Genomic DNA, 20,996 nt, shown 5'->3' on the forward strand with positions numbered 1-20,996 from the left:
GGTTCTACGCTCTATACTTGAGACAAATGATTTTCTGTCGCTTGCCATCGAATCGTTACAGTTGTACCTCTCGTCACTTCAGATTGTATAGTAATCGGTTGCCCAAGCTTGTCTGCTATTTTTTTACTAATATAAAGTCCGATACCTGTGGAATTGGGCGTTCTTCTCCCATTTTCTCCTGTGAAAAATGGTTGAAATACTCTATCGATATCATAAGAATGCATGCCTATCCCTTCATCAATAATAGATAATATAATGTATTCCTCGAAACGTTCAATTTTGAAAACAAGCTGTTTCTTCCCGCTTTTTAAGCTTGAATATTTAATAGCGTTGGAAATGATTTGGTCCAATAAAATTGTGTTCCATTTTACATCAGTAACAACAAAGGCTTCTTCTTCATTAAATTCGATGACCGGAAATATAGAATGGTAAATACATTCCCTTTTTCGCTCATTAATGACTTTTCTCAACGTAGTAAGTAAATCAACTGCAGTTATGTCCAAATCGGTTTCAAAGCTTTCCATTCTCACCATCGTTAACGCTTGCTCTATTGAAGTATGTATTCGTTTGTTTTCTCGCTGAATTTTTTCAAAAAGGACAGTAGTTTCCTCTGTTTTTCCTTTACTAATAATCAGTTCTATTACAGAAACAGGCGTTTTTAAAAAGTGCATCCAATGGGATAAAAAATATAGACTTTCATTTTTCTGTTCCTTCATTGTATTATATTTTCGAGTGTGTTCACTTATATTTTTCTTTAGCAATTGATAAAACGCCTTCTGTTCCTCTGTATATGGTTGTATTTCGACAAATTGTCCTCTTAACATAAGCTCAATTGCTTTATTCGTTTGATAGTAGTTAAGCCAATCAATTACTAAATACACAGTTAATAAAAATAATCCTATCGATAATGGATAAAAAATTTCATCATTTGCCGGTTCATTTAGATGAAAAAAGGTCATAACGCAAATCATATTTATTAAATAAAACATGATTAGTAGCAACCGATCTTTTAAGAATTTTATTAAAATATGCTTTAACATTGCGAACCCCTCGTAGAATTAGAATAGTGAAACATATACCCTACTCCTCTTTTGCTCTTGATTACATCATCAAATCCTAATTCAGATAGTATATGCTTTATTCTCGTCATATTAACCGTTAATGTATTATCCTCTACGAATGTAATCGAGTCCCACACTTCCTCGATTAGCTCTTCTCTCGATACAAATGAATTTTTATTATCTATTAATTTTTTCATTAATTTAAATTCATTTTTGCTAAGGTTAATCTTTTTCTCGTGGAAAGTTAGAACAAGTGTATCGGCATCAATACATAGCTGACCAACACACGTAAGATTTTGTCCTTTTGCTGCATATTCCCCATAAACTCTTCTAGTCGTCGCCTTCACCTTCGATTGCAGCATTTCAGACGTAAATGGTTTCGTAATATAGTCATCAGCCCCAAGTTCAATAGCCATAATCTGATCTAGCTCTTGATTACGAGCAGAAATAATTAAAATTGGCACATTCGACTGCTTACGAAAAGCCCTACATAAATAATAGCCATCATAATAAGGTAAATTAATATCCAATAAAACTAAATCAGGTTTAATTCTCGTAAACTCATTCTCTATATTCAAAAAGTTTTCAGGCTGTACAACAGTATACCCATAGCGCTCCAAGTTTTCTTGAATAAGCGCACTTAATTCAGTATCGTCTTCAATAAGCATAAGTTTGTACATAGTTGACTCTCCTTTTATACGATGGATAACAGAAATTTTGAGAAAGAGTTATTTAAAGAATCATACTTAGGAACACTAACAACATGTTACATATAATACCATTTTATAATATATAATGTATAAATAGTATCAATAAAGAAGGAGATTGAGAAATAGATAAAACTAGTGATCATTATGTAATCGGAGAAAGCTACAGTAGTAAATCACTTTCTGAAGCTGGTTTAAAGGAAAAGAATATTGCAAATTGGGTGGCCCACAATAATATTGATAACGTGCGCAGTTTTTTTTGCGAATAAACACATGAAATCAAAAGGCAAATTTATTAAGGGAAACTCGCATAGCTAACCTTCCATGGTCATACGTCAAACAGATGCTATTGTTGGTGGACTGATGGCATGGCAAGAAGATAACCACAGTGTAATAGAGGACGTTTTTGTCCGTGAACCATGGAGAAAGCGCAGTATTGTCAAGTATTTGCTTACACAAGCTTTGAGATATCTTAAGTCTCATCAGCTACAAAAAGCTATTCTCATGGTATTAACTACAAATAAATCAGCCTTATCTCTATACGAATCTGTTGGCCTTTATATGGACAAAGAAGAGATAAGGTACTTTACAAAACTAAATTAGGTAGGAAACAAAAAAGAGGGGTTCATTGCCCCTCTTGCTATTTCCACCAATACATCCTATTTAATTGTCCTTTAGTACTAACAGTGAACAGCACTCCACATGTGCAAAGTGTATGTGGCAACACAAGGGTAAGTACACATGAGTTGATGTGATTCATTTTTTCTCTAACATTTGAAGAGTTACATCATTTCATTGTCCCCGTCCCATCAACATTCTTTTCCAAAGTTATCAAGCAATGCACGCACTTCATCTGTTGATTTCGTGTTCATCAATTGATTTCTTAATTCACCAGCTCCACGGAATCCTTTGACATAAATTTTGAAAAAGCGATGAAGCCCTGTGATTGAACGTGGCAGTACTTCCGCATATTGATCTTGAAGATCAAGCTGCAGCCTTAAAAGATCAAGGTACTCTTTACTGCTATGCTCTTTTGGCTCTTTTTCAAAAGCAAAAGGATTTTTAAAAATACCTCGCCCGATCATAACGCCATCAATACCATATTGTTCAGCAAGCTGCAGCCCAGTTTGACGGTCAGGAATGTCTCCATTGATTGTTAGTAGCGTATTTGGTGCGATACGGTCACGTAATTTTTTGATTTCCGGAATTAGCTCCCAATGCGCATCTACTTGGCTCATTTCCTTTCTTGTACGTAAATGAATAGAAAGGTTCGCAATATCCTGTTTTAAAATATGCGATAGCCACTCCTCCCACTCATTTACATCGTTATAGCCAAGTCGTGTTTTCACGCTGACAGGCAGTCCGCCCGCTTTTGCTGCTTGAATAAGCTCTGCCGCAACGTCTGGAAGCAGAATAAGGCCACTGCCTTTCCCTCTCGTTGCCACATTCGGTACAGGGCAGCCCATATTAATATCGATGCCTTTAAATCCTAGCTCTGCCATGCCCATACTCATTTGACGGAAATATTCGGGATTATCTCCCCAAATATGTGCCACCATTGGCTGTTCATCTTCTGTAAAAATCAAACGGCCACGCACACTTTTCATGCCCTCTGGATGACAATAACTATCCGAGTTTGTAAACTCTGTGAAAAATACATCCGGTCGTCCGGCTTCACTTACTACGTGACGAAAAACAACATCCGTCACATCTTCCATTGGTGCAAGTACAAAAAATGGTCGTGGTAAATCACGCCAAAAATTATCTATCATTTTCAAACTCAAATCCTCTCACTATGGATACAACTTCAAACTCTCGGTCAAAAAATATAAAGCCGAATGTTCCACTTCCTTTACACTTATATCATGCTTAATAACTGATTATCAAATACAAGTACATTTGGACATTTATAATTTGTGAAAATCGGCAATATTTATTTTAACGAAAATCGGTCCTGAATGGTATTTTTATAAACAAAAGAGCAGATGCTATAGATTTCAACTGCTTTTCTATTATACTATCGCTTCACAATGAAGTGAGACTAGCCAATCGTTGAACTGTGAAATAATGAAAAAAAGACGAATTAGAGGTGCAATATCACCATTTCTAAACCGTCTGCTTTTTATATTTCATTTAAATTCAACTTATAAATCTGAAGATGTTTATATACCTACACCAATCTTATTTTCGACATCATGATTTAATGAAGAAAGTAATTTTTCTGCATTATTTTTTTAATCTACAAGATCCTCTCTTCTTGAACTAGTTTTTGCATTGTATTTAATTCATCATCGCTAATTCATTTCAACTGATTCTCGAGAAATAAAAGAAATACCCCTCGTAGCTTCCATAATTTGCAAAGAGCTTGAAGATAATTCTTCTATACTTGCAGATGAATTCGCATTATTTTCAGCAATGCCAAATCACTGTAGTCTTTAACATCATGATTATTCATTTGGACCGATTACACGATTACGAATATCCAATTTTCCTTTACCTTCTGCACGTTTAGATAACGTATTACGCCAGTTAGGTGCTAGGAGTTCACAAGCAGCAAGTCTAGCTGCTAATTCTAAATCATGTTTTTTATTGTGCATAACATCATTGCATTTAGCCACAGTCCATTCAGGGAATGGTCTTTCTTGAAGTTGGAGATAATCTCCTGCTTGTATCTCCCCCTCTTTAAGAACACGAAAATACCATCCCGTTAAGCCCTCTTGTTGTATTTGTAAAGCTAAATCTTTTATCTTCCAGCGTCTTGCTGGTCTCCAACATGGTTGCCTTGGTTGCGAAACTTGAACGACAGCCCCACCAATATGAAATACATCACCGATACATAAATCATCTTCATTGATGTTTTTAACAGCTAAGTTTTCACCAAATGCACCGACGGAAAAGTCTGGCCTTTGTAATTTTTTTTGCCAATAATCATAATGAGAAACCGTATAGACAAAAATTGCCTTTTCTGGTCCACCATGTCGCTTAAGATCTGCTTGTCCATCCCCTCCAAGATTTGTTTTCCCTGCCCAAATCTTCCCTTTAACTGGATATTTTACAATTCCAGTGGTCCACTCACGATCCATTGGATGTTTTGCATCTTTATTTCCGAATGTTTGTGGCCTTCCTACCATTATTTTATCTATCACAGGTTGACTCACCGATATCAAACTCCTTTTTAAAATTAATTTTGATTCATATTTCAGCAATTTTAAGATGGTAATGCATAAACTTAAATATTTAAACCATTTTCTCCCAAAAATTCCGTCTATTAGAAATATATAATAAATTAGTGTATAATGATAGTTAAAACCTATCATTATACATATAAATACTTAGGAGGAAATTCGATGGAACTAAAACAATTGGAATACTTTATCGTACTATGTCAAGAGCTGCATTTTACACGTGCGGCGGAGAAACTAGGTATTGCCCAACCTTCTCTTAGTCAACAAATTAGCTTGTTAGAACATGAAGTTGGGATGCCTTTATTTGATCGTATTGGCAAAAAAAATATACTTACTGATGCAGGTAAAACATTGCTCCATCACAGCTACAATGTTTTTCATGAAATTTCTCAGGCACGTGCTGCAATTAGCGAGCTTCAGGGATTAGAGAGGGGTACGCTCAAAATAGGCTCCCTACTCACAGTTGTTAATTATTTGCTTTCCCCAACAGTTATCAGGTTTCACAATGCTTATCCCAATGTAGAACTTTCTGTACAAGGGTTACGAACTGGAGATATTTACAAAGGACTATTACAAAATGAATTGGATTTGGGTATCGTTTTTTTACCGTTGGAACATGAAGACCTAGAAGCTATTCCGCTCTATAAAGAAGATCTTGCTTTTGCTGCACCTATAGATCACATCATTGCAAAAGAGGTGTGTGTATCACTTCAAGTTTTGAAAGAGACACCATCTATTTTATTACCTGAAACCTATTTTCTACGACAAGTTGTTAACGAACAGTGTCGCTTAATGAATTTCGCACCCAAACCAGTACTTGAAATGACGACGATGGAATCTATCATTCAAATGGTAAGCAAAGGCGTCGGTGTTACGATACTACCAAAAGCTTACTTAGATTATATTGACAATATTCATATTAAAACGATTCCTATTCAAGATCCGGTAATCACCACACAGATTGGCATTGCCTATCGAAAGAACAAACATTTATGTGCTGCTAGTCGTGTTTTTATGGACCAATTGATTAAAACAATTAAAGGTGAACGCTTTAACTAGAGTTTTATCAGGAATAATCTTCTTTCTTTTCAATACTTTCCAGCGCGTTTTCAATGAGGTCAACGGCTTGGTCAATTTCTTCTTTAGTAATTAATAAACTCGGTGCCAGACGAATTACATGGGTTCCCGCAGTAAGTACGAGCAGTCCTTGTTGCAGCAGCTCTTGAATTATTGGGGAAATCGGTTCGCGGCATTCAATACCAATTAAGAGACCAAGCCCTCTTATATTTTGTACACTAGGATAGTGCTGAAGTTGATCTGTCAAGCGCTGTATATACCTGTGCTTCAATAGCACTTAATTCTATAGGAAACACATTTTGATTGGTAAATGGATGATATGCAACAATACCAGTGACAGAACTTAGACCAAACACACCCATCTCCTGGAAAGTTTTTATATCAGCTTGAATCCCAGCACCTCCTCTTGCAGCAGAACCCGCTATTGATAAAGCTCTAGGTACCCACATATAATCAAATCCTCTCTTGTTTATGAATCTGAATTTTCTTTGTCTTTAATTTGTGACCTAGTGTTTACCCATCCATCGAAATAGAGTGTATTTACGCGGATATTAAAATAAAATCACTTTTTAAAAAACTCTTTCGTTTTCTCTAGTGCTAAAATGAATCGTTCGATATCTTCTTCTGTATTGTATAAGTAAAAGCTGGCACGTGCCGTAGCACTAGCTTCAAAGTGTCGCATTAATGGTTGGCAGCAATGATGCCCAGCGCGTATTGCTATACCATAAGTGTCGAGAACCGTGGCTAGATCATGCGGATGAACTTTGCCTAAATTAAACGTAACCAACCCAAAACGTCCATCATCAGGTCCATACATTGTCACATCTTCAATTTGTTTCATTCGTTCTACCGCATAGCTAGTTAATTGTTTATCGTGCTTCTCTATCGTATCTAATCCTATTCCTTCTAGAAAATCGATAGCTGTACCTAAACCAATTGCCCCTGCAATAATTGGAGTTCCTCCTTCAAATTTCCACGGCAATTCTTTCCAAGATGCATCATGTAAATCAACATGATCGATCATTTCTCCTCCAAATTCAATCGGTTCCATTTTCTCAAGCAATTGCTTTTTTCCGTACAACACTCCAATACCAGTTGGTCCACACATCTTATGACCTGAAAAGGCATAGAAATCGCAGCCCAAATCCTGAACATCTACCTTTATATGTGGGACACTTTGTGCACCATCCACCATGATGACAGCGCCATGTTTATGAGCAATTGCAGCCATTTGCTTCACTGGATTAGCAATTCCCAATACATTAGAAACATGCGAAACGGCTACAATTTTCGTGTGGCTAGTAATTGCTTTCTCAGCATCTCCAATAGAAAATGTTCCATCATTTTGGAGTGGGATATGTTTTAATTTAGCTTTCGTTGCTTTTGCCACTTGTTGCCAAGGAAGCAGATTACTGTGATGTTCCATTGCGGAGATCACAATTTCATCCCCTTCATTGCAGACAGCCCTTGCATAGCTACTAGCTACTAGATTTATAGAAGATGTCGTACCACGAGTGAAGATAACTTCTTTTTCCGTCTCTGCATTAAGGAAATTAGCTACTTTCTTCCGTGCTCCTTCATAAGCATCTGTAGCACGTGAACTTAACGTATGTACTCCTCTGTGTACATTAGCATTATCTTGTTCATAGTATTGTTGCAATGATTCAATGACTTGGAGCGGTTTCTGTGTTGATGCTGCGTTATCTAAGTAAACCAACGGATACCCATGAATCTTTTGATTCAGTATCGGAAATTGTTTTTGCATATTGATCGATTCCATTATTATTCTCACCCTATACTTTTGACATTACTAAGTGCTTGATAATGAGCCTTGATTGTATCTTCAATATCTTCATCGGAGTGTGCTGCCGATATGAACATCACCTCATAAGGTGTAGGGGCCGTCAGAATTCCAAAATTCAGCATACTCGTATAATATTTTTTAAAAACTTGCATATCCGAACTCTTAGCTGTTTCATAATCAACAACCTCTTGTTCTGTAAAAAAGGTAGAAAGCATGGAGCCTACCCTGTTAATTTTTAATGGCACATTTGTCAATTCAGCATTTTGTTTGAAGCCTTCTTCTAGTCTAGCCGCTTTTCTTTCCAAATCATCATAGATTTCAATCTGCTCAAGTAACCGTAGAGTTCTATATCCAGCTGACATTGCAAGTGGATTCCCTGATAATGTACCTGCTTGATAAATAGGTCCTGCGGGTGCAATTTGCTCCATGATTTCACGTTTACCTCCATAAGCTCCCACAGGCAATCCCCCTCCTATAATCTTTCCTAAACAGGTAATATCGGGATCGACTCCGTATAGATTCTGTGCCCCATGATAGTCTACGCGAAAACCAGTCATTACTTCATCAAAGATAAGCAAGCTACCGTACTGTTTGGTAATCTCACGTAACCCTTGGAGAAATCCAGGATTTGGAGGAACAACTCCCATATTTCCTGCAACTGGTTCGACAATAACAGCTGCGATTTGTTCCCCAAATTGTTCAAAGGTATGACGGATACTCTCCATACTGTTATAAGGTACTGTAATAGTATCAATAGTGACATTATTGGGTACCCCCGGACTATCGGGCAATCCTAATGTGGCCACCCCAGAACCTGCCTTGATTAACAAAGCGTCAGCATGTCCATGATAGCCACCTTTAAATTTCACAATTTTTTGCCGCCTTGTATATCCCCTTGCTAAACGTAACGCACTCATTATAGCTTCTGTTCCAGAGTTCACCATACGTACCATTTCAATGGATGGAACAATTTCACATATTAATTTAGCCATTTTCACTTCAATCTCAGTAGATAATCCAAAGCTTGATCCATCTCTTACTGCCTTCTGTATCTCTTCCTCCACTGTTGGATGGGCATGCCCAAGTATCAAAGGTCCCCATGAGCATATATAATCAATAAATTCATTTCCATCAACATCAAATATGTGAGATCCTCGACCTTCTGTAATAAAAACAGGGGGAGAGTCAACCAACGAAAATGCACGTACCGGGCTGTTCACTCCTCCAGGAATCACAATTTTTGCTTGTTCAAATAATGCTTTGGAGTAAGAATCCACTCTTTTTGTATTCATTTATTTTCCCCTCTCAATGAATCTTCCGCTCATATAAAATGAACCCCGAAGTTATTTCTTTGACCTCATCACTAAGTAGTTTGATTAATGTTGAATCTTGTGGATTCTTCAATGCTTGTGAAATAATACGTGCTATCTCTATCATTTCACTTGGTCCCATTCCTCTTGTAGTTATGGCTGGCGTACCAAGACGAATTCCACTTGTTATTTGTGGACTTGTCGGATCAAATGGAATTGCGTTTTTGTTTACCGTGATGCCAATCTCATCAAGTAGTAGTTGTGCATCCATTCCAGTGATCTTAATATTGCGCAGATCTAAGAGGATAAGATGATTGTCAGTACCTCCCGATACAACATTTAAACCCTCTGCTATCAATGCTTCAGCTAATACTTTTGCATTCTGAAGTACATTTTTCATATATTGTTTAAATTCAGAGGAGGAATTTTCTTTAAATGCTATCGCTTTGGCAGCAATCATATGCATAAGCGGTCCACCCTGAATAGCTGGAAAGACTGCTTTATCAATTGCTTGTGCCCAGGATTTCTTACATAAAATGACTCCTCCCCTTGGACCTCGCAGTGTTTTATGTGTTGTCGTTGTTACAAAATCAGCATGTGGTACAGGGTTTGGATGTAAACCAGCTGCAACAATGCCAGCAATATGAGCCATATCTACAAGAAATAACGCATCTACCTCTTTAGCAATTTCAGAAAAAGCTTCGAAATCTATTGTACGTGGATAAGCACTTGCTCCCACTACAATCATTCGAGGTTTATGTTCATGGGCAAGTTTCCTCACTTCATCATAGTCTATTAGATGGGTTTGTTCGTCGACACCATAAGAAACAAAATGATATAGCTGACCAGAGAAATTAACGGGACTTCCATGTGTTAAATGACCACCGTGTGATAAATTCATGCCTAAAATCGTATCTCCTGGATTTACAGCTGCAAAATAAACTGCTGCATTAGCCTGCGAACCTGAGTGCGGCTGTACATTGGCATGTTCTGCATCAAATAAACCTTTAACTCTTTCTCTAGCCAATTCTTCTACTATGTCAACATGCTCACAACCTCCATAATATCTTTGTCCAGGATAGCCTTCCGCATATTTATTTGTTAGGACTGTACCCATCGCTTCCATAACAGCTTCACTAACAAAGTTTTCCGAAGCAATCAATTCAATTTTATTGTGCTGTCGATATAGCTCCTGCCGAATTGCTTTTGCTATAGCAGGGTCTTCTTTAAACAAATTCTCCATTTACATTTCCTCCCTGATGTATAACTTCATTACATAGTAATTTTTCATTTTTAATTTAAAATTCAATTTTATAAATTATTTCATATAGAAAATCAGTCACTAGCTACTCTTTTCATTGCAATCTTAATATGCAAGTTCAACATTAATGATCTAATATTCTGTATTTTTTTACTGTAAGGTGGATTAAAAAATCTCATTGTTATTCTTAACAACGAGAGGGACATCTTGAGAATTCTATTTGTTGGACATTTACTAATGTAACTTAACTACTTATTAAATTAATCTCTAATTATTCGTAATTGTTCATTCCAATAATAACTGTCAGGGTACTCTCTTTTTCCAAATATTGCAGTTTCTACTCGAACAAGCGTTGCCTCTTCTTCTATGGCTATCTCAAAATCACCAGACATACCCATCGACAGTATATCCATTTCAACCCCAGGATAATTTTGATCAATACCCTGTTGTTGAATTGACTTTAGGAGACGAAAACATTCTCTAGTCTCTTTATCATCAGTAGTCTCAATCCACAAAAAATTCATTTTACTTCCTCATTTCTTTAAAAGGAATTATTAGGGAGTATCTGGATTCGAACCAGAATATAAGGTTTTGCGGACCTTCGCCTTTCCACTTTGGCTATACTCCCATAAGTAAGTGTATTGCGTTATATTCGATATTACCCACTTTAAATCATAAGTTCAATCTCTATATTTTACTAACAATCATTGGTTTTACCTATCATTATTAGTGAATCTTTAATTAAAATTCCATCATTACTTATTTTTATGATTATTTTATTATGATGGTTATTCCCTATGAGTATAGAATAATTACAAAACTCCCCAAGTAAAACTCTTTTCACCAATTTTTTCTTTTCACTTTTAAAAAGCCGTATGTTCAGGACACTCTTTAAGTGAGGCTTCATGGGTTAAATATTTTTGTATTAACTGACAATAATGCGGTGCAGTTTTTTCTCCAGTACTTGGGCGAAAATAAATACAACCTAAACAAGGTTCTGATACAACTAAATGTCCTTTTTTCTGTAAAGTAGAAACAACAGATCCAAGTCCGAGTTCTAAATGTGACAAGACATTTTCAGGTAGAGACTGTAGTGCATCCTCTAATGATTGCTCCCAGTCATCAAGGTTAGAAATGACCTTTTGTCCTTTTTCAGTTAAAGAAATTAGGGTCACACGTCTATCATCTGCCTTTTGTATTTTATAAATTAGTTTTTTTTCTACCAATCTATTCAGTATTTTAACTGCTGTTACATGTGTTGTACCGATTGTACTAGCAAAATTCCCCACTGTAGCCATATCACTTCTAGTATACGCAGCAAATAATAGTCCTTGAGTTTGTACAGGTGATAATCCGAGTGCATCACTTTCCGCCTGTGTCATTTTTTTGATTGCCTGCGAGATTCGGAATAAAGCCATGCTCATTCTTGCGGATCGATTATCTTTTCGATATTGGGAATCGAACATCATAACATTTCATACCTTTCCACACTTAATTTATCAAAACGATTATGCTATGAAGCATAATATAGGTTTCTCTATTTATTATATGTGGTAAAAAGATTAATTAAAGGCATGTTTTAATAAACCTTATTGAACAAAGGGGAAGGTGCCCAAACAGCACCTTCTTTTAGAACTTATCCCTTAACATCAGCTAAACTTGCACCAAGATTGATATGATATACATTTTCACCGATCACCAATGCTGGGACTGATTTTACTCCAACCTTTTCTGCTTCTTCAATACGATTTTGATCAGTGCCAAGATGCACTACTTCCGGAGTAATTTTTGATTTATCAAGATAATCAAGAACCATTTGCTCCGCATCTACACAAACTGGACAACCCGCATGATAAAAAATTGCTTTTGACATTTACCATCATCTCCTATACTTTTTTGTAGCATTGCTACTTAATTTAAATTATAGAAAGTGCCATAAAAGTAAACAATATCAAATTACCTATAGTATCCATAGGTAAAACTAATTGAGTTTTTCAAAAGCATTATCAGTTTATATCGAAGTTATGTTTTATTTAACAATCAAAAGAATTCACAAAAATTATCTAGATGGTCGATTAACAATAGTCGGATTAATGAACCAATTGATGTTAATGGGACACATAGGGTGGAAGAAAAAACATAATTCCGATAACTTTTGTAATAAAAATAGGCGCTTTCTCTACTTCATTTGCCCATGTTGGAATAATTTCGTAACGAGAACCAGTTTGAGGAAATACCCCGATTCCATCAAATAAACTTCCCAATGTTAATCCAGCCATATTTCACATCTATTCTTCATTTTTAGGCACACAAAAAAAGACCTAAATTGCAATTACAAGTTGAACACTTTTAAAAAAAACACCCCAGAGGTTCCTGAGGGCACTGAAAAACTTACGTTTTCATAAAAGCGAACCTTTTTCAGATAAAAATAAGGCACTTCTTGTTCAATTTTGAACAGGAAGTGCCTTATTTCTGTCTCTATTCCTTATTCATTTTCGTTTAGTAGCTTATTTATTTTAACGAAAATCGGTCCTGAATGGTATTTTTAATCCGCCGGAGGCTTTGGGCCAACACGATGTTGGTCACTCAGGCGTTTTCACAGGATGTGAAGCTCTTAGCCTGAGTTCCTCTTTCAGCGGATGCTTGGACACCCGCTGAAAGAAGTTAAACAAAAAAGCAGATGGTATAGATTTTTTCTATATCAACTGCTTTTCTATTATACCAACTCCAACCAAGCTACCGCTTCACAATGTGTGGAGTGTATGCGGCAACACATGAGGTGCTGGTGGGTTTAATTTTATATGCTCGGTTCCTATTTTAGTGAAATCGATCCTATTTTTCTTATTCGTCTTCAACTGTTGTTCCTTTAACTAAGTACATAGTAGTATAAGTGTAAATCCTCACAACATCTAAAATTAAAGGATGACTGTTCCCGTATTACCTTCTGGTTGATCTAGATACTTTAATCTTAGGTAAGGTCCTACCTCAAGTGGACACAAACCCAAACCAAGTTCGCTCACTCAGAATAATTTTTATAATATGACTATCCCCATAAACATGGCCACGTATGGTTCTAAATTTGATAAAATTGGTGCCTTTGAAACAACTGCATAACTTACATTTTAATCCTAAATCAGGTTAGATACGACATGAACAATCCCAGCAGTTACAATCAACTAACCCCAATCAAACATACTGCTAAAAAGAAAATAGATTTTGTTGCCAAAATTAAAGCAGATGTTGCAGAATCCCCCAAAATATACCTTTTGTTTATAAATACACCAAAAAAACCCAAGAAAAATAACTGATTTATACACGCTTAATAGCAAACAGAGCTAGGCAATGCTCGGCATTATTGAGAGGTGGAAAAATGTGTTAGTCCCCTGTCATTCTTATAATCTTTGAGCTAACGTCTAAATACGCATTAATGCGCCATTAGGCTTTGGTAACTCTTGAACTGTTATCTGATTCATTCTACAAAAATGTTTTAAAAATTGTTGTGCTAGCTCTCGTTCATTTGGGTCACTTTTCAACGAAACTATATCAAGTAAAATTTGAGCCATCCATGAATTTTCAAAATAACGGTATTTACCTGTTTTCCATGTCATTTTTTCGGGGGATTTTTCATTTATATAATATTGCCAGAAAAGCAGCTGATCCGATTCCTGTTCTGTAAGTTGGATTCTGTATTTTGAATGAGCAGGAATATATCCATCTTCACAAAGCTTACCGATAAAATCTTCATTCACCATATAGACACCTAAGATACGTCTGTCTTTCTCAGGCATGTTGGAATCTATTGCTGTTAATAGGACAGCGCTATTTTGGTGCAAGCGGCTCGGCTTGTTTGGCTTCCCTTTGTTATTCCCACTTTTTATTACGCCCGAAAAAACTTTCCACTCCGAAAAAGAACTATTCTGTTCTTCCGTGTCACACCAAAAAACCATTTGTGATTCGGGATGAAGTTTATGGTTTTTCATAAGTTTTTCGTGTTCCAAGCGAAGGGCCAGTTTCTTTCGTTGTAGTTTTTTTTCCTCTTCCTTTTTCCGTTCTTGCTCTTTTTGTTCTTTTTCCTTTTTTTGTATAATTTCCTCGAGTGACTTAGCAGCACTTTTATCATGTAGTTTTAGGTGCTTTCCAAATACATCAGGGAAAACAAACATTTTCTTTTCCGATGCGAAATGTATTTCAATACTAGAATCATTATGTTTAACTATACTACCCATGCCAAAACGCTTGTGTGTAACTTTCTTATTGATTAGATTCATTATTCTAGTCCTCCTTATGGAATAAATAATCGGTTACTATTAGATAGAAATTAATTATTTTATTCAACTAACTTCCTTTAAAGCTCACATAACTGTTTTAATTTTTTTCTTCGATTTTAAAAAAGGATATTAAAAAAACGTATCCAAATTCTATCTGCAAAAAAGGACAGCGGAATTCGAAATACGATTTAAAAAAACAATTGTAAGACTATTATAACATTTTTTAATAATTTTACAAATTTATTATTGACAATATATTTTACCATGAGGTAAAATGGAGAATTATTCTCTGAACTTCCTTGAAATAGGTATGAAATAAAGGCCTCCAAAAAGTCGCGAAACTTCTGGAAAGCCCCTATAAATAACCACTTGATTACCGGTAATAAGCATAGGAGGGCTTCATGATATAAAATCAATACAAGCAGTTCCTTTCCTAGAAAAGAAACGGATGAATTAATCCGTGTGCTAATCATATATGCTGAACATGAGATGTTTTCCAATTAAGTTCCATGTAAAAAGACCCTAACTTCGCAATGGTTATTTGCAAGAAAATTAGGGTCGGGATTGAAAATGTCTACTTTTTCAAGTTATATAGTATAGCTTCTAATATTTCAGAATCGCTTATGAATAACGTGTCTACCAGGTACAAACTCCAACTAAGCAACAGCTTCACAATGTGGTGAGTGCTGATGGTGGTGTAATGAAATAAAGATGTAGTAGACTCACCTTAGATAAAGTAAATCGATGCTAGTTTTATATATTAAAGTTTAATCATTCTGATAATGCAAATTTTATATGAGCTAAGTGATGCTCTTCGTGCCAAGCTAATTTTACAACTTTTGTTGAAACTGTTATTTTGCCGTTTGTTTGGTGAGTAAATGCTCGATCTAATTGCTCTTTAGTTAAACTTTGTCCTAAAGATACGATACGCTCATTTATGCCTTCTAACATTTTAATAGAACTTTCTATAGGAAGCTCTATATCCGGCTGAACAGCCCACTTTTCTTCATCAAAAGCTGGAACTGTTGGATTGTCATCTGTTAAAGCCAGCTTCAAACGTTGATACATATTCAACTGCGAATCTGCAATGTGATGTACAAGTTGACGAACTGTCCATGCACCTTCACGATAAGTTTTGTTTAATTCCTCATCACTTAAAGAATCAACAGTTTCTCTTAGTCGAATTGTGTATGTTTCGATTTGCTTTAACCATTCTTGAACATTTTCAAATGTTACTTTTTCAGGAACTTGTAATTTTCCAATTGGGTATCTTACATCCATTTTCAAACCCCTTTTCCCATTCTTTATTTACCATTTTTAGGTATTAACACTTAATATAACAATCGGCTCAGTTATTGTAAACTTTCAACATTAAAACTACAAATGTTGAATTAGTTTTTACTGGTTTTGTAATATTTCCTCCAAATTTATTCGCATATAAAGACAGAGTTTTTGTTGGGGACCTTTTCTTTAATGAAATTCGAACTTGTAATTCTTTATAAATTTCAACCAAAAAGAGCGAATCCCTTTATTTGGAATTCACTCTTTTTTATTTCTACTATAACTCCAACCATGCGACCGCTTCGTGATGCTTTGAAGCAAAAGAAAATTAGATTACGTCAATTTGTTCACTGATAATATTATCTCGAAAGAAGAATTAGTCGATTACCGCGAACTAACAGATAATAAAATCAAAGAACACCAAACTAAAAAAACTCAACTTAATGAAAAAATGAACGAATATGAAAATTTCGAAGTATCTATCAGCAAAAAGTTAAAGGATAATCTTTCATTAGAAGAACTGACTCCACGAATTCTTCATTCATTAGTTGAGCGGATTACTTGTACACACGAAGGTGAAATCCATATACACTATACCTTCGTTAATCCCTTAGAAGTAGGTTAAAGCTTTATACAAAGGCAACTAACGCATGTTTAGTTGCCTTCTTTTAAAATGAGTTGCGAGACACACTCAACATGCGTCGAATGCGGGAACATATCCACAGGTTGAATTTCCTGTGTTTGATAGCCCCCATCCTCCAAAATACGGAGGTCACGTGCAAGTGTTCCTGGGTTACATGATACATATACAACTCGTTTAGGACGTTGCTCTAAAATTGTCTTAAGAAGCGCTTCATCGCAGCCTTTACGCGGTGGATCGACAACTAGGACATCGGCTTCCTTGCCTTCCTTATACCAGCGTGGAATGACTTCCTCTGCTGGCCCAGCCTCAAAATAGGTGTTGGTAAAACCATTTAACTCTGCGTTACGCTTCGCATCTTCAATTGCTTGTGGGACAATTTCAACGCCCATGACAGCCTTTGCTTTTTGCGCAAGGAATAAGGAGATGGTGCCTATACCACAGTAAGCATCAATTACTCGTTCATCACCCTGCAAGTCAGCGTAGTCTAATGCTTGCTTGTATAGCACTTCCGTTTGCTCAGGGTTTACTTGATAAAATGAACGGGCTGAAATTTCAAAGCGAACATCGCCAATTGTATCAATAATAACGTCCTTACCCCATAGGTTTACGGTTTCATCACCGAAAATAACGTTCGTTTTGTCGCTGTTAACGTTTTGCATAATGGATGTTACATTCGGGACAAGCTTCTGGATTGTTGCAACAGCGGCTTCTTTTTGTGGGAATTTTTTCTTTTTAGTTACGAGAACAACCATAACTTCACCAGTTGCTCGTGCTTTACGAATAACTACGTGGCGCAACATTCCCTCATGTGTTTGTTCGTTATATGGTCGAATACCGATTGCCGCTAATTCCTTTTTCAAGCCTGCAAGAATAGCGTCCGCTTCGCCTGTCTGAATTAAGCAACGCTCCATATCTACAATGCTATGCGTTTTCGTTTTATAGAAGCCAGCAATCGCTTGTCCTGCTTCATTTGAGGAGAAAGGAATTTGTGCTTTATTACGGTAATGCCAAGGCTCTTTCATGCCTTTCACAGGTAGAACAGGCGCATCAATTTTACCAATGCGTTGCATCACATTACGCACCATATTCTCTTTCCACTTTAACTGCCCTTCATAGGACAGGTGCTGTAATTGGCAGCCGCCACATTGCTTGAAATATGCACAAGGAGCCTCTACTCGGTCTGGCGATGGCTTAAGAATATCTACGACTTTCGCAAAGCCGTAATTTTTTAAGGTTTTTAAAACATGTACTTCCGCTGTTTCATTAGGAAGTGCCTCTTGAATAAATAATGGATAACCATCGACCTTTGCGACGCCATTGCCATCATGTGTTAAATCTTCTATATAAACTGTTAGTCGGTCATTCTTTTTCACGGGTGCTGACATTCGTACATCCTCCATTTCAATCTCCTTATTGTAGCATGTTGTGGCAGATGAAAAAAGAACAAGGCTTGGTATTAACGGCTCGGGTGTGTTGAGAAAGTGATAGCTCTTGCCACCGACTGCTAGGGTATGCCGAGAATGTGATCGGCTCTCAACCCAAACCTCAGGTATGCCGAGAATGTGATTGACTCTCACCCAAACTGATAGCCTTTACATGAGTAGAAAAAAGAGCCGCTATTCGCGACTCTTTCCCTCTTTCTTTACGATGTGGTAATCTCTCGGTGCCCACCAGAAAGCAGCAACTATTCCGAGGATGACGACTATAAATGGTGCATAAAACATTAAAAAATTCCCCATCGTTTTATTCCTCCTATGCGTGATTGTCTTCTTTCCCGGTCACATAATTTTTGTTGAACAAGAATAATTTCAACAATAAGTACAGTGATGGAATAAGCAGACATAGTCCTAAAATAAACGCAATGACGAGTGCAATCGCCATTTGTGTACTTGTAAAGCTATCGTAAATCGTTAAATATGGATACAATAAATATGGATATTGAGCGATACCATAGGCGAAGAATGCTACGGCAAATTGTGCAATCAATAGTCCCACCGCAAGGCCGTATTTTTTTCGCATCCATATTAACACCACAGTAATAATAAATAACACGGCTGAAATGGCAAACATCCACCATAAATTAACCATATGATTGTAACTTTCAGAATTGATGGATTTCATTTCGTACATAATGCCAAGAGCACTCACCATTAATGGTACTGCCCAAACAAGTGCGTATTTTCGCATTAGTTTTGTTGCTTCTACATCCTTTGCCTTATGAGCATACCATGTTAAAAACACAGCTGAAATATAGAGTACTGCTGCAATGCTTAACACGACAATACTCCAAGCAAATGGACTCGTATACAATGTCCAGTAGTTCAAAACAGGTTGCCCGTCAACAAGATCAACATAGCCACCAGCAGCAATCGCAAATACAACAGACAGTGAGGCTGGAATGAGTAAGCCTGCTACACCATATGTCAGTGTGTAGCCGATATGTCCACGTGAGCCATACGATTCAAACGCATAGTAGGAGCCTCGTATGGCAAGCAGCACTAGTGAAATACTTACTGGGACAAGTAAAATCGTTCCATAATAAAAGGCTGTTTGTGGGAAAAATCCAACAATCCCGACAAAGAAGAATACTAAAAAGACATTGGTTACTTCCCAAACAGGTGATAAATAGCGCTTAATAATATTCGTTAAAATATGATTTTTGCCGATGAGTAGGCTGTAGGCATTGAAAAAGCCTGCACCAAAATCAATCGAAGCTACAATGACATAGCCAAATAGGAAAATCCACAAAACTGAAATACCTAAAATCTCTAATGTCATAAGATGTCACCGCCTTTTTCAGAATGGCGATCTTCTATTTCACGCTCAATCGGATTCTTTTTGAACATACGAACTAAAACCACAATACTTCCTATTCCCAATACAACATACACACCTGCGAACAATAGCAGCATTAAATCCACATGGTCACTAGTTGTGGCTCCTTCTGGTGTTCGCATTAATCCATATAAGATCCAAGGCTGTCGTCCAACTTCCGCAAGCCACCAACCTGCTTCAATCGCAATAATTGAAAGTGGCCCCCCAGCAACGATAATCCACCTAAACCAACGTGTATGAATAAACTGCCATCCACGTACTTTCCCGGTTACGTAAAGTAGTGAAACTAGTGCCATGAACATGCCAATAAACACCATGAGATCAAAGAGGTAATGAATATACAGTGGTGGTTGATCTTCTTTAGCAAATTGATCTAAGCCGACTACCTCTGCGTTTGGATTATTATGCGCTAAAATACTTAGAGCATAAGGTACTTTAATAGCATATTTTACTTCTTCACCGTCTAATACACCAAATAGAATAAGTGAGGCTTTATCGCCTGTTTCAAAATGCCACTCAGCTGCAGCTAGTTTTTCTGGCTGATATTCTGCTAAGTATTTTCCTGAGAAATCTCCAATAACCGCTGCTGCAATAGAGAAAATCAGACCCATCTTCATAAGTAGTAATAAAGATTTTTTATGGTATACATGCTTAGATCCTCTAAGTAGACGGTATCCTGCAATAGATGCTAATACAAATGCGGACGTCATGTAGGCTGTAACGAGAACATGCGCTACCTTTGTCGGCATCGCTGGATTAAACATCGCTAAAAAAGGTTGAATATTTACAAGCTGTCCGTCCACAATGTCAAATCCTTGTGGCGCATTCATAAACGCATTGACAATTGTTATAAACACAGCTGACATCGATGCACCAACAGCAACAGGAATTAACAGTAGCATATGCTTTTTCTGACTATCGAAGCGATCCCAAGTATATAAGTAGATGCCAAGGAAGATAGCTTCAAAGAAAAATGCAAACGTTTCCATAAAAAGTGGTAATGCTATTGTTTGACCGGCGAGCTGCATAAAATTCGGCCACAATAAAGACAACTGTAAGCCAATTGCTGTCCCTGTTACAACTCCGACTGCAACTGTAATGACAAAGCCTCGTGCCCAACGTCTTGCCATTAAAATATAGTGCTCATCATTCTTTTTATACCCAGTCCATTGTGCAATCATAATCATTAACGGGACACCCACACCAATCGTTGCATAAATAATATGGAACGATAAAGTTAGCTCCGTTAATGCTCTACTCCAAAAGACTGCTGATTCATTCACCATTTCATTGCCCCCCTAACTTCCGAATATTCTTCCAAGTATGGAAAGTAGCATGATAATTGCAACACCAAAGCTTAGCCATATGAGCTTTCTTTCCTGTGACTTATACAACGGCAACACTTCCTTTCCCTTATTTATACCCCCATTTTCCACTATTACAACGAAAAAAACCTTTATAATGGACCGAAATTTCGGCCTATTATAAAGGTTTCAAATTTTGTTCAAGTAATATACGCACATTTGCCAAACATTTTTCTTAATTCATTCACAATCCCAATAAT

Annotated in this window: 21 protein-coding genes and 1 tRNA gene; 2 read left to right on the top strand and 20 right to left on the bottom strand. The window is 36.8% G+C overall.

Going from position 1 to position 20,996, the window contains the following annotated elements; genetic code table 11:
* Positions 1-11: 11 nt before the first annotated feature.
* The gene (locus AN161_RS25790; RefSeq protein ID WP_053597174.1) at positions 12-1,040 is read right to left on the bottom strand and encodes a sensor histidine kinase; all 1,029 of its coding nucleotides are present in this window, start codon (positions 1,038-1,040) and stop codon (positions 12-14) included.
* Positions 1,034-1,741 (bottom strand): response regulator transcription factor, encoded by a 708-nt coding sequence (locus tag AN161_RS25795; RefSeq protein ID WP_053597175.1) that lies wholly within the window; start codon positions 1,739-1,741, stop codon positions 1,034-1,036. Before AN161_RS25795 ends, AN161_RS25790 begins: the two co-directional genes overlap by 7 nt.
* Before the next feature lie 351 nt (positions 1,742-2,092).
* On the opposite strand from AN161_RS25795, the gene AN161_RS25800 reads away from it, so the two are divergent.
* A complete protein-coding gene (locus AN161_RS25800) occupies positions 2,093-2,371 on the top strand; it encodes a GNAT family N-acetyltransferase (protein WP_053597176.1) in 279 nt (92 codons plus the stop codon).
* Between the two features lie 206 nt (positions 2,372-2,577).
* Here AN161_RS25800 and AN161_RS25805 read toward each other — a convergent pair whose 3' ends face one another.
* Both AN161_RS25805 and AN161_RS25810 read right to left on the bottom strand, forming a co-directional pair.
* A complete protein-coding gene (locus AN161_RS25805) occupies positions 2,578-3,540 on the bottom strand; it encodes a tRNA-dihydrouridine synthase (protein WP_053597218.1) in 963 nt (320 codons plus the stop codon).
* A gap of 675 nt (positions 3,541-4,215) precedes the next feature.
* Positions 4,216-4,926 (bottom strand): MOSC domain-containing protein, encoded by a 711-nt coding sequence (locus AN161_RS25810; RefSeq protein ID WP_241774657.1) that lies wholly within the window; start codon positions 4,924-4,926, stop codon positions 4,216-4,218.
* Between the two features lie 189 nt (positions 4,927-5,115).
* Between AN161_RS25810 and AN161_RS25815 the strand changes: the two genes are divergently transcribed.
* On the top strand, positions 5,116-6,012 hold the full coding sequence (locus tag AN161_RS25815) for a LysR substrate-binding domain-containing protein (RefSeq protein ID WP_053597177.1): 897 nt from the start codon (positions 5,116-5,118) through the stop codon (positions 6,010-6,012).
* 7 nt (positions 6,013-6,019) lie between these two features.
* Here the strand turns inward: AN161_RS25815 and AN161_RS25820 are convergent, their stop codons facing one another.
* The 16 genes from AN161_RS25820 to AN161_RS25890 all read right to left on the bottom strand — a co-directional run bounded on the left by AN161_RS25820 (position 6,020) and on the right by AN161_RS25890 (position 20,718).
* A complete protein-coding gene (locus AN161_RS25820; RefSeq protein WP_053597178.1) occupies positions 6,020-6,277 on the bottom strand; it encodes an aminotransferase class III-fold pyridoxal phosphate-dependent enzyme in 258 nt (85 codons plus the stop codon).
* Positions 6,249-6,479 carry a bifunctional hydroxymethylpyrimidine kinase/phosphomethylpyrimidine kinase gene (locus tag AN161_RS25825; protein WP_053597179.1) on the bottom strand — a complete coding sequence of 77 codons (231 nt, stop codon included), beginning with the start codon at positions 6,477-6,479 and terminating at the stop codon, positions 6,249-6,251. The genes AN161_RS25820 and AN161_RS25825 overlap by 29 nt, the downstream gene beginning before the upstream one ends.
* Positions 6,480-6,592: 113 nt before the next feature.
* Positions 6,593-7,810 carry a cysteine desulfurase gene (locus AN161_RS25830; protein ID WP_053597180.1) on the bottom strand — a complete coding sequence of 406 codons (1,218 nt, stop codon included), beginning with the start codon at positions 7,808-7,810 and terminating at the stop codon, positions 6,593-6,595.
* An 8-nt stretch (positions 7,811-7,818) separates the two neighbouring features.
* Positions 7,819-9,126, bottom strand: a complete 1,308-nt coding sequence (hemL, locus tag AN161_RS25835; protein ID WP_053597181.1) for a glutamate-1-semialdehyde 2,1-aminomutase — start codon at positions 9,124-9,126, stop codon at positions 7,819-7,821.
* A 13-nt stretch (positions 9,127-9,139) separates the two neighbouring features.
* Positions 9,140-10,387, bottom strand: coding sequence for a serine hydroxymethyltransferase (gene glyA, locus AN161_RS25840; RefSeq protein WP_053597182.1), 1,248 nt, complete (start codon positions 10,385-10,387; stop codon positions 9,140-9,142).
* Positions 10,388-10,665: 278 nt separating this feature from the next.
* Positions 10,666-10,929, bottom strand: coding sequence for a hypothetical protein (locus tag AN161_RS25845; RefSeq protein ID WP_053597183.1), 264 nt, complete (start codon positions 10,927-10,929; stop codon positions 10,666-10,668).
* A gap of 32 nt (positions 10,930-10,961) precedes the next feature.
* Positions 10,962-11,033, bottom strand: a tRNA-Cys gene (locus AN161_RS25850).
* Positions 11,034-11,268: 235 nt separating this feature from the next.
* Positions 11,269-11,874 (bottom strand): winged helix DNA-binding protein, encoded by a 606-nt coding sequence (locus AN161_RS25855; RefSeq protein WP_053597184.1) that lies wholly within the window; start codon positions 11,872-11,874, stop codon positions 11,269-11,271.
* A gap of 167 nt (positions 11,875-12,041) precedes the next feature.
* Positions 12,042-12,278: a thioredoxin family protein gene (locus tag AN161_RS25860; protein WP_053597185.1), complete on the bottom strand. Its 237-nt coding sequence runs from the start codon at positions 12,276-12,278 to the stop codon at positions 12,042-12,044.
* A 235-nt stretch (positions 12,279-12,513) separates the two neighbouring features.
* Positions 12,514-12,684 carry a hypothetical protein gene (locus AN161_RS29220; RefSeq protein ID WP_241774658.1) on the bottom strand — a complete coding sequence of 57 codons (171 nt, stop codon included), beginning with the start codon at positions 12,682-12,684 and terminating at the stop codon, positions 12,514-12,516.
* A gap of 1,134 nt (positions 12,685-13,818) precedes the next feature.
* Positions 13,819-14,673: a hypothetical protein gene (locus tag AN161_RS25865; protein WP_053597186.1), complete on the bottom strand. Its 855-nt coding sequence runs from the start codon at positions 14,671-14,673 to the stop codon at positions 13,819-13,821.
* A 771-nt stretch (positions 14,674-15,444) separates the two neighbouring features.
* Positions 15,445-15,954 (bottom strand): YfiT family bacillithiol transferase, encoded by a 510-nt coding sequence (locus tag AN161_RS25870; RefSeq protein WP_053597187.1) that lies wholly within the window; start codon positions 15,952-15,954, stop codon positions 15,445-15,447.
* Between the two features lie 654 nt (positions 15,955-16,608).
* Complete coding sequence (gene rlmD, locus AN161_RS25880) at positions 16,609-17,982, bottom strand: 23S rRNA (uracil(1939)-C(5))-methyltransferase RlmD (RefSeq protein WP_053597220.1); 1,374 nt, start codon at positions 17,980-17,982, stop codon at positions 16,609-16,611.
* 231 nt (positions 17,983-18,213) lie between these two features.
* A complete protein-coding gene (locus tag AN161_RS31205) occupies positions 18,214-18,336 on the bottom strand; it encodes a hypothetical protein (RefSeq protein ID WP_277815988.1) in 123 nt (40 codons plus the stop codon).
* Positions 18,337-18,349: 13 nt separating this feature from the next.
* Positions 18,350-19,375: a cytochrome d ubiquinol oxidase subunit II gene (locus AN161_RS25885; protein WP_053597189.1), complete on the bottom strand. Its 1,026-nt coding sequence runs from the start codon at positions 19,373-19,375 to the stop codon at positions 18,350-18,352.
* Positions 19,372-20,718: a cytochrome ubiquinol oxidase subunit I gene (locus tag AN161_RS25890; RefSeq protein ID WP_053597190.1), complete on the bottom strand. Its 1,347-nt coding sequence runs from the start codon at positions 20,716-20,718 to the stop codon at positions 19,372-19,374. The genes AN161_RS25885 and AN161_RS25890 overlap by 4 nt, the downstream gene beginning before the upstream one ends.
* Positions 20,719-20,996: the final 278 nt, after the last annotated feature.

This window comes from Lysinibacillus sp. FJAT-14222, assembly GCF_001278875.1.
In the GTDB taxonomy this organism is placed as follows: domain Bacteria; phylum Bacillota; class Bacilli; order Bacillales_A; family Planococcaceae; genus Lysinibacillus; species Lysinibacillus agricola.

Coding starts and splice junctions, on each gene's coding strand:
- AN161_RS25790 (WP_053597174.1), bottom strand. CDS start 1,040: ATGTTAAAGCATATTTTAATAAAATTCTTAAAAGATCGGTTGCTACTA.
- AN161_RS25795 (WP_053597175.1), bottom strand. CDS start 1,741: ATGTACAAACTTATGCTTATTGAAGACGATACTGAATTAAGTGCGCTT.
- AN161_RS25800 (WP_053597176.1), top strand. CDS start 2,093: ATGGTCATACGTCAAACAGATGCTATTGTTGGTGGACTGATGGCATGG.
- AN161_RS25805 (WP_053597218.1), bottom strand. CDS start 3,540: ATGATAGATAATTTTTGGCGTGATTTACCACGACCATTTTTTGTACTT.
- AN161_RS25815 (WP_053597177.1), top strand. CDS start 5,116: ATGGAACTAAAACAATTGGAATACTTTATCGTACTATGTCAAGAGCTG.
- AN161_RS25825 (WP_053597179.1), bottom strand. CDS start 6,479: ATGTGGGTACCTAGAGCTTTATCAATAGCGGGTTCTGCTGCAAGAGGA.
- AN161_RS25830 (WP_053597180.1), bottom strand. CDS start 7,810: ATGGAATCGATCAATATGCAAAAACAATTTCCGATACTGAATCAAAAG.
- hemL (WP_053597181.1), bottom strand. CDS start 9,126: ATGAATACAAAAAGAGTGGATTCTTACTCCAAAGCATTATTTGAACAA.
- glyA (WP_053597182.1), bottom strand. CDS start 10,387: ATGGAGAATTTGTTTAAAGAAGACCCTGCTATAGCAAAAGCAATTCGG.
- AN161_RS25845 (WP_053597183.1), bottom strand. CDS start 10,929: ATGAATTTTTTGTGGATTGAGACTACTGATGATAAAGAGACTAGAGAA.
- AN161_RS25855 (WP_053597184.1), bottom strand. CDS start 11,874: ATGATGTTCGATTCCCAATATCGAAAAGATAATCGATCCGCAAGAATG.
- AN161_RS25860 (WP_053597185.1), bottom strand. CDS start 12,278: ATGTCAAAAGCAATTTTTTATCATGCGGGTTGTCCAGTTTGTGTAGAT.
- AN161_RS29220 (WP_241774658.1), bottom strand. CDS start 12,684: ATGGCTGGATTAACATTGGGAAGTTTATTTGATGGAATCGGGGTATTT.
- AN161_RS25865 (WP_053597186.1), bottom strand. CDS start 14,673: ATGAATCTAATCAATAAGAAAGTTACACACAAGCGTTTTGGCATGGGT.
- AN161_RS25870 (WP_053597187.1), bottom strand. CDS start 15,954: ATGGATGTAAGATACCCAATTGGAAAATTACAAGTTCCTGAAAAAGTA.
- rlmD (WP_053597220.1), bottom strand. CDS start 17,982: ATGTCAGCACCCGTGAAAAAGAATGACCGACTAACAGTTTATATAGAA.
- AN161_RS31205 (WP_277815988.1), bottom strand. CDS start 18,336: ATGGGGAATTTTTTAATGTTTTATGCACCATTTATAGTCGTCATCCTC.
- AN161_RS25885 (WP_053597189.1), bottom strand. CDS start 19,375: ATGACATTAGAGATTTTAGGTATTTCAGTTTTGTGGATTTTCCTATTT.
- AN161_RS25890 (WP_053597190.1), bottom strand. CDS start 20,718: ATGGTGAATGAATCAGCAGTCTTTTGGAGTAGAGCATTAACGGAGCTA.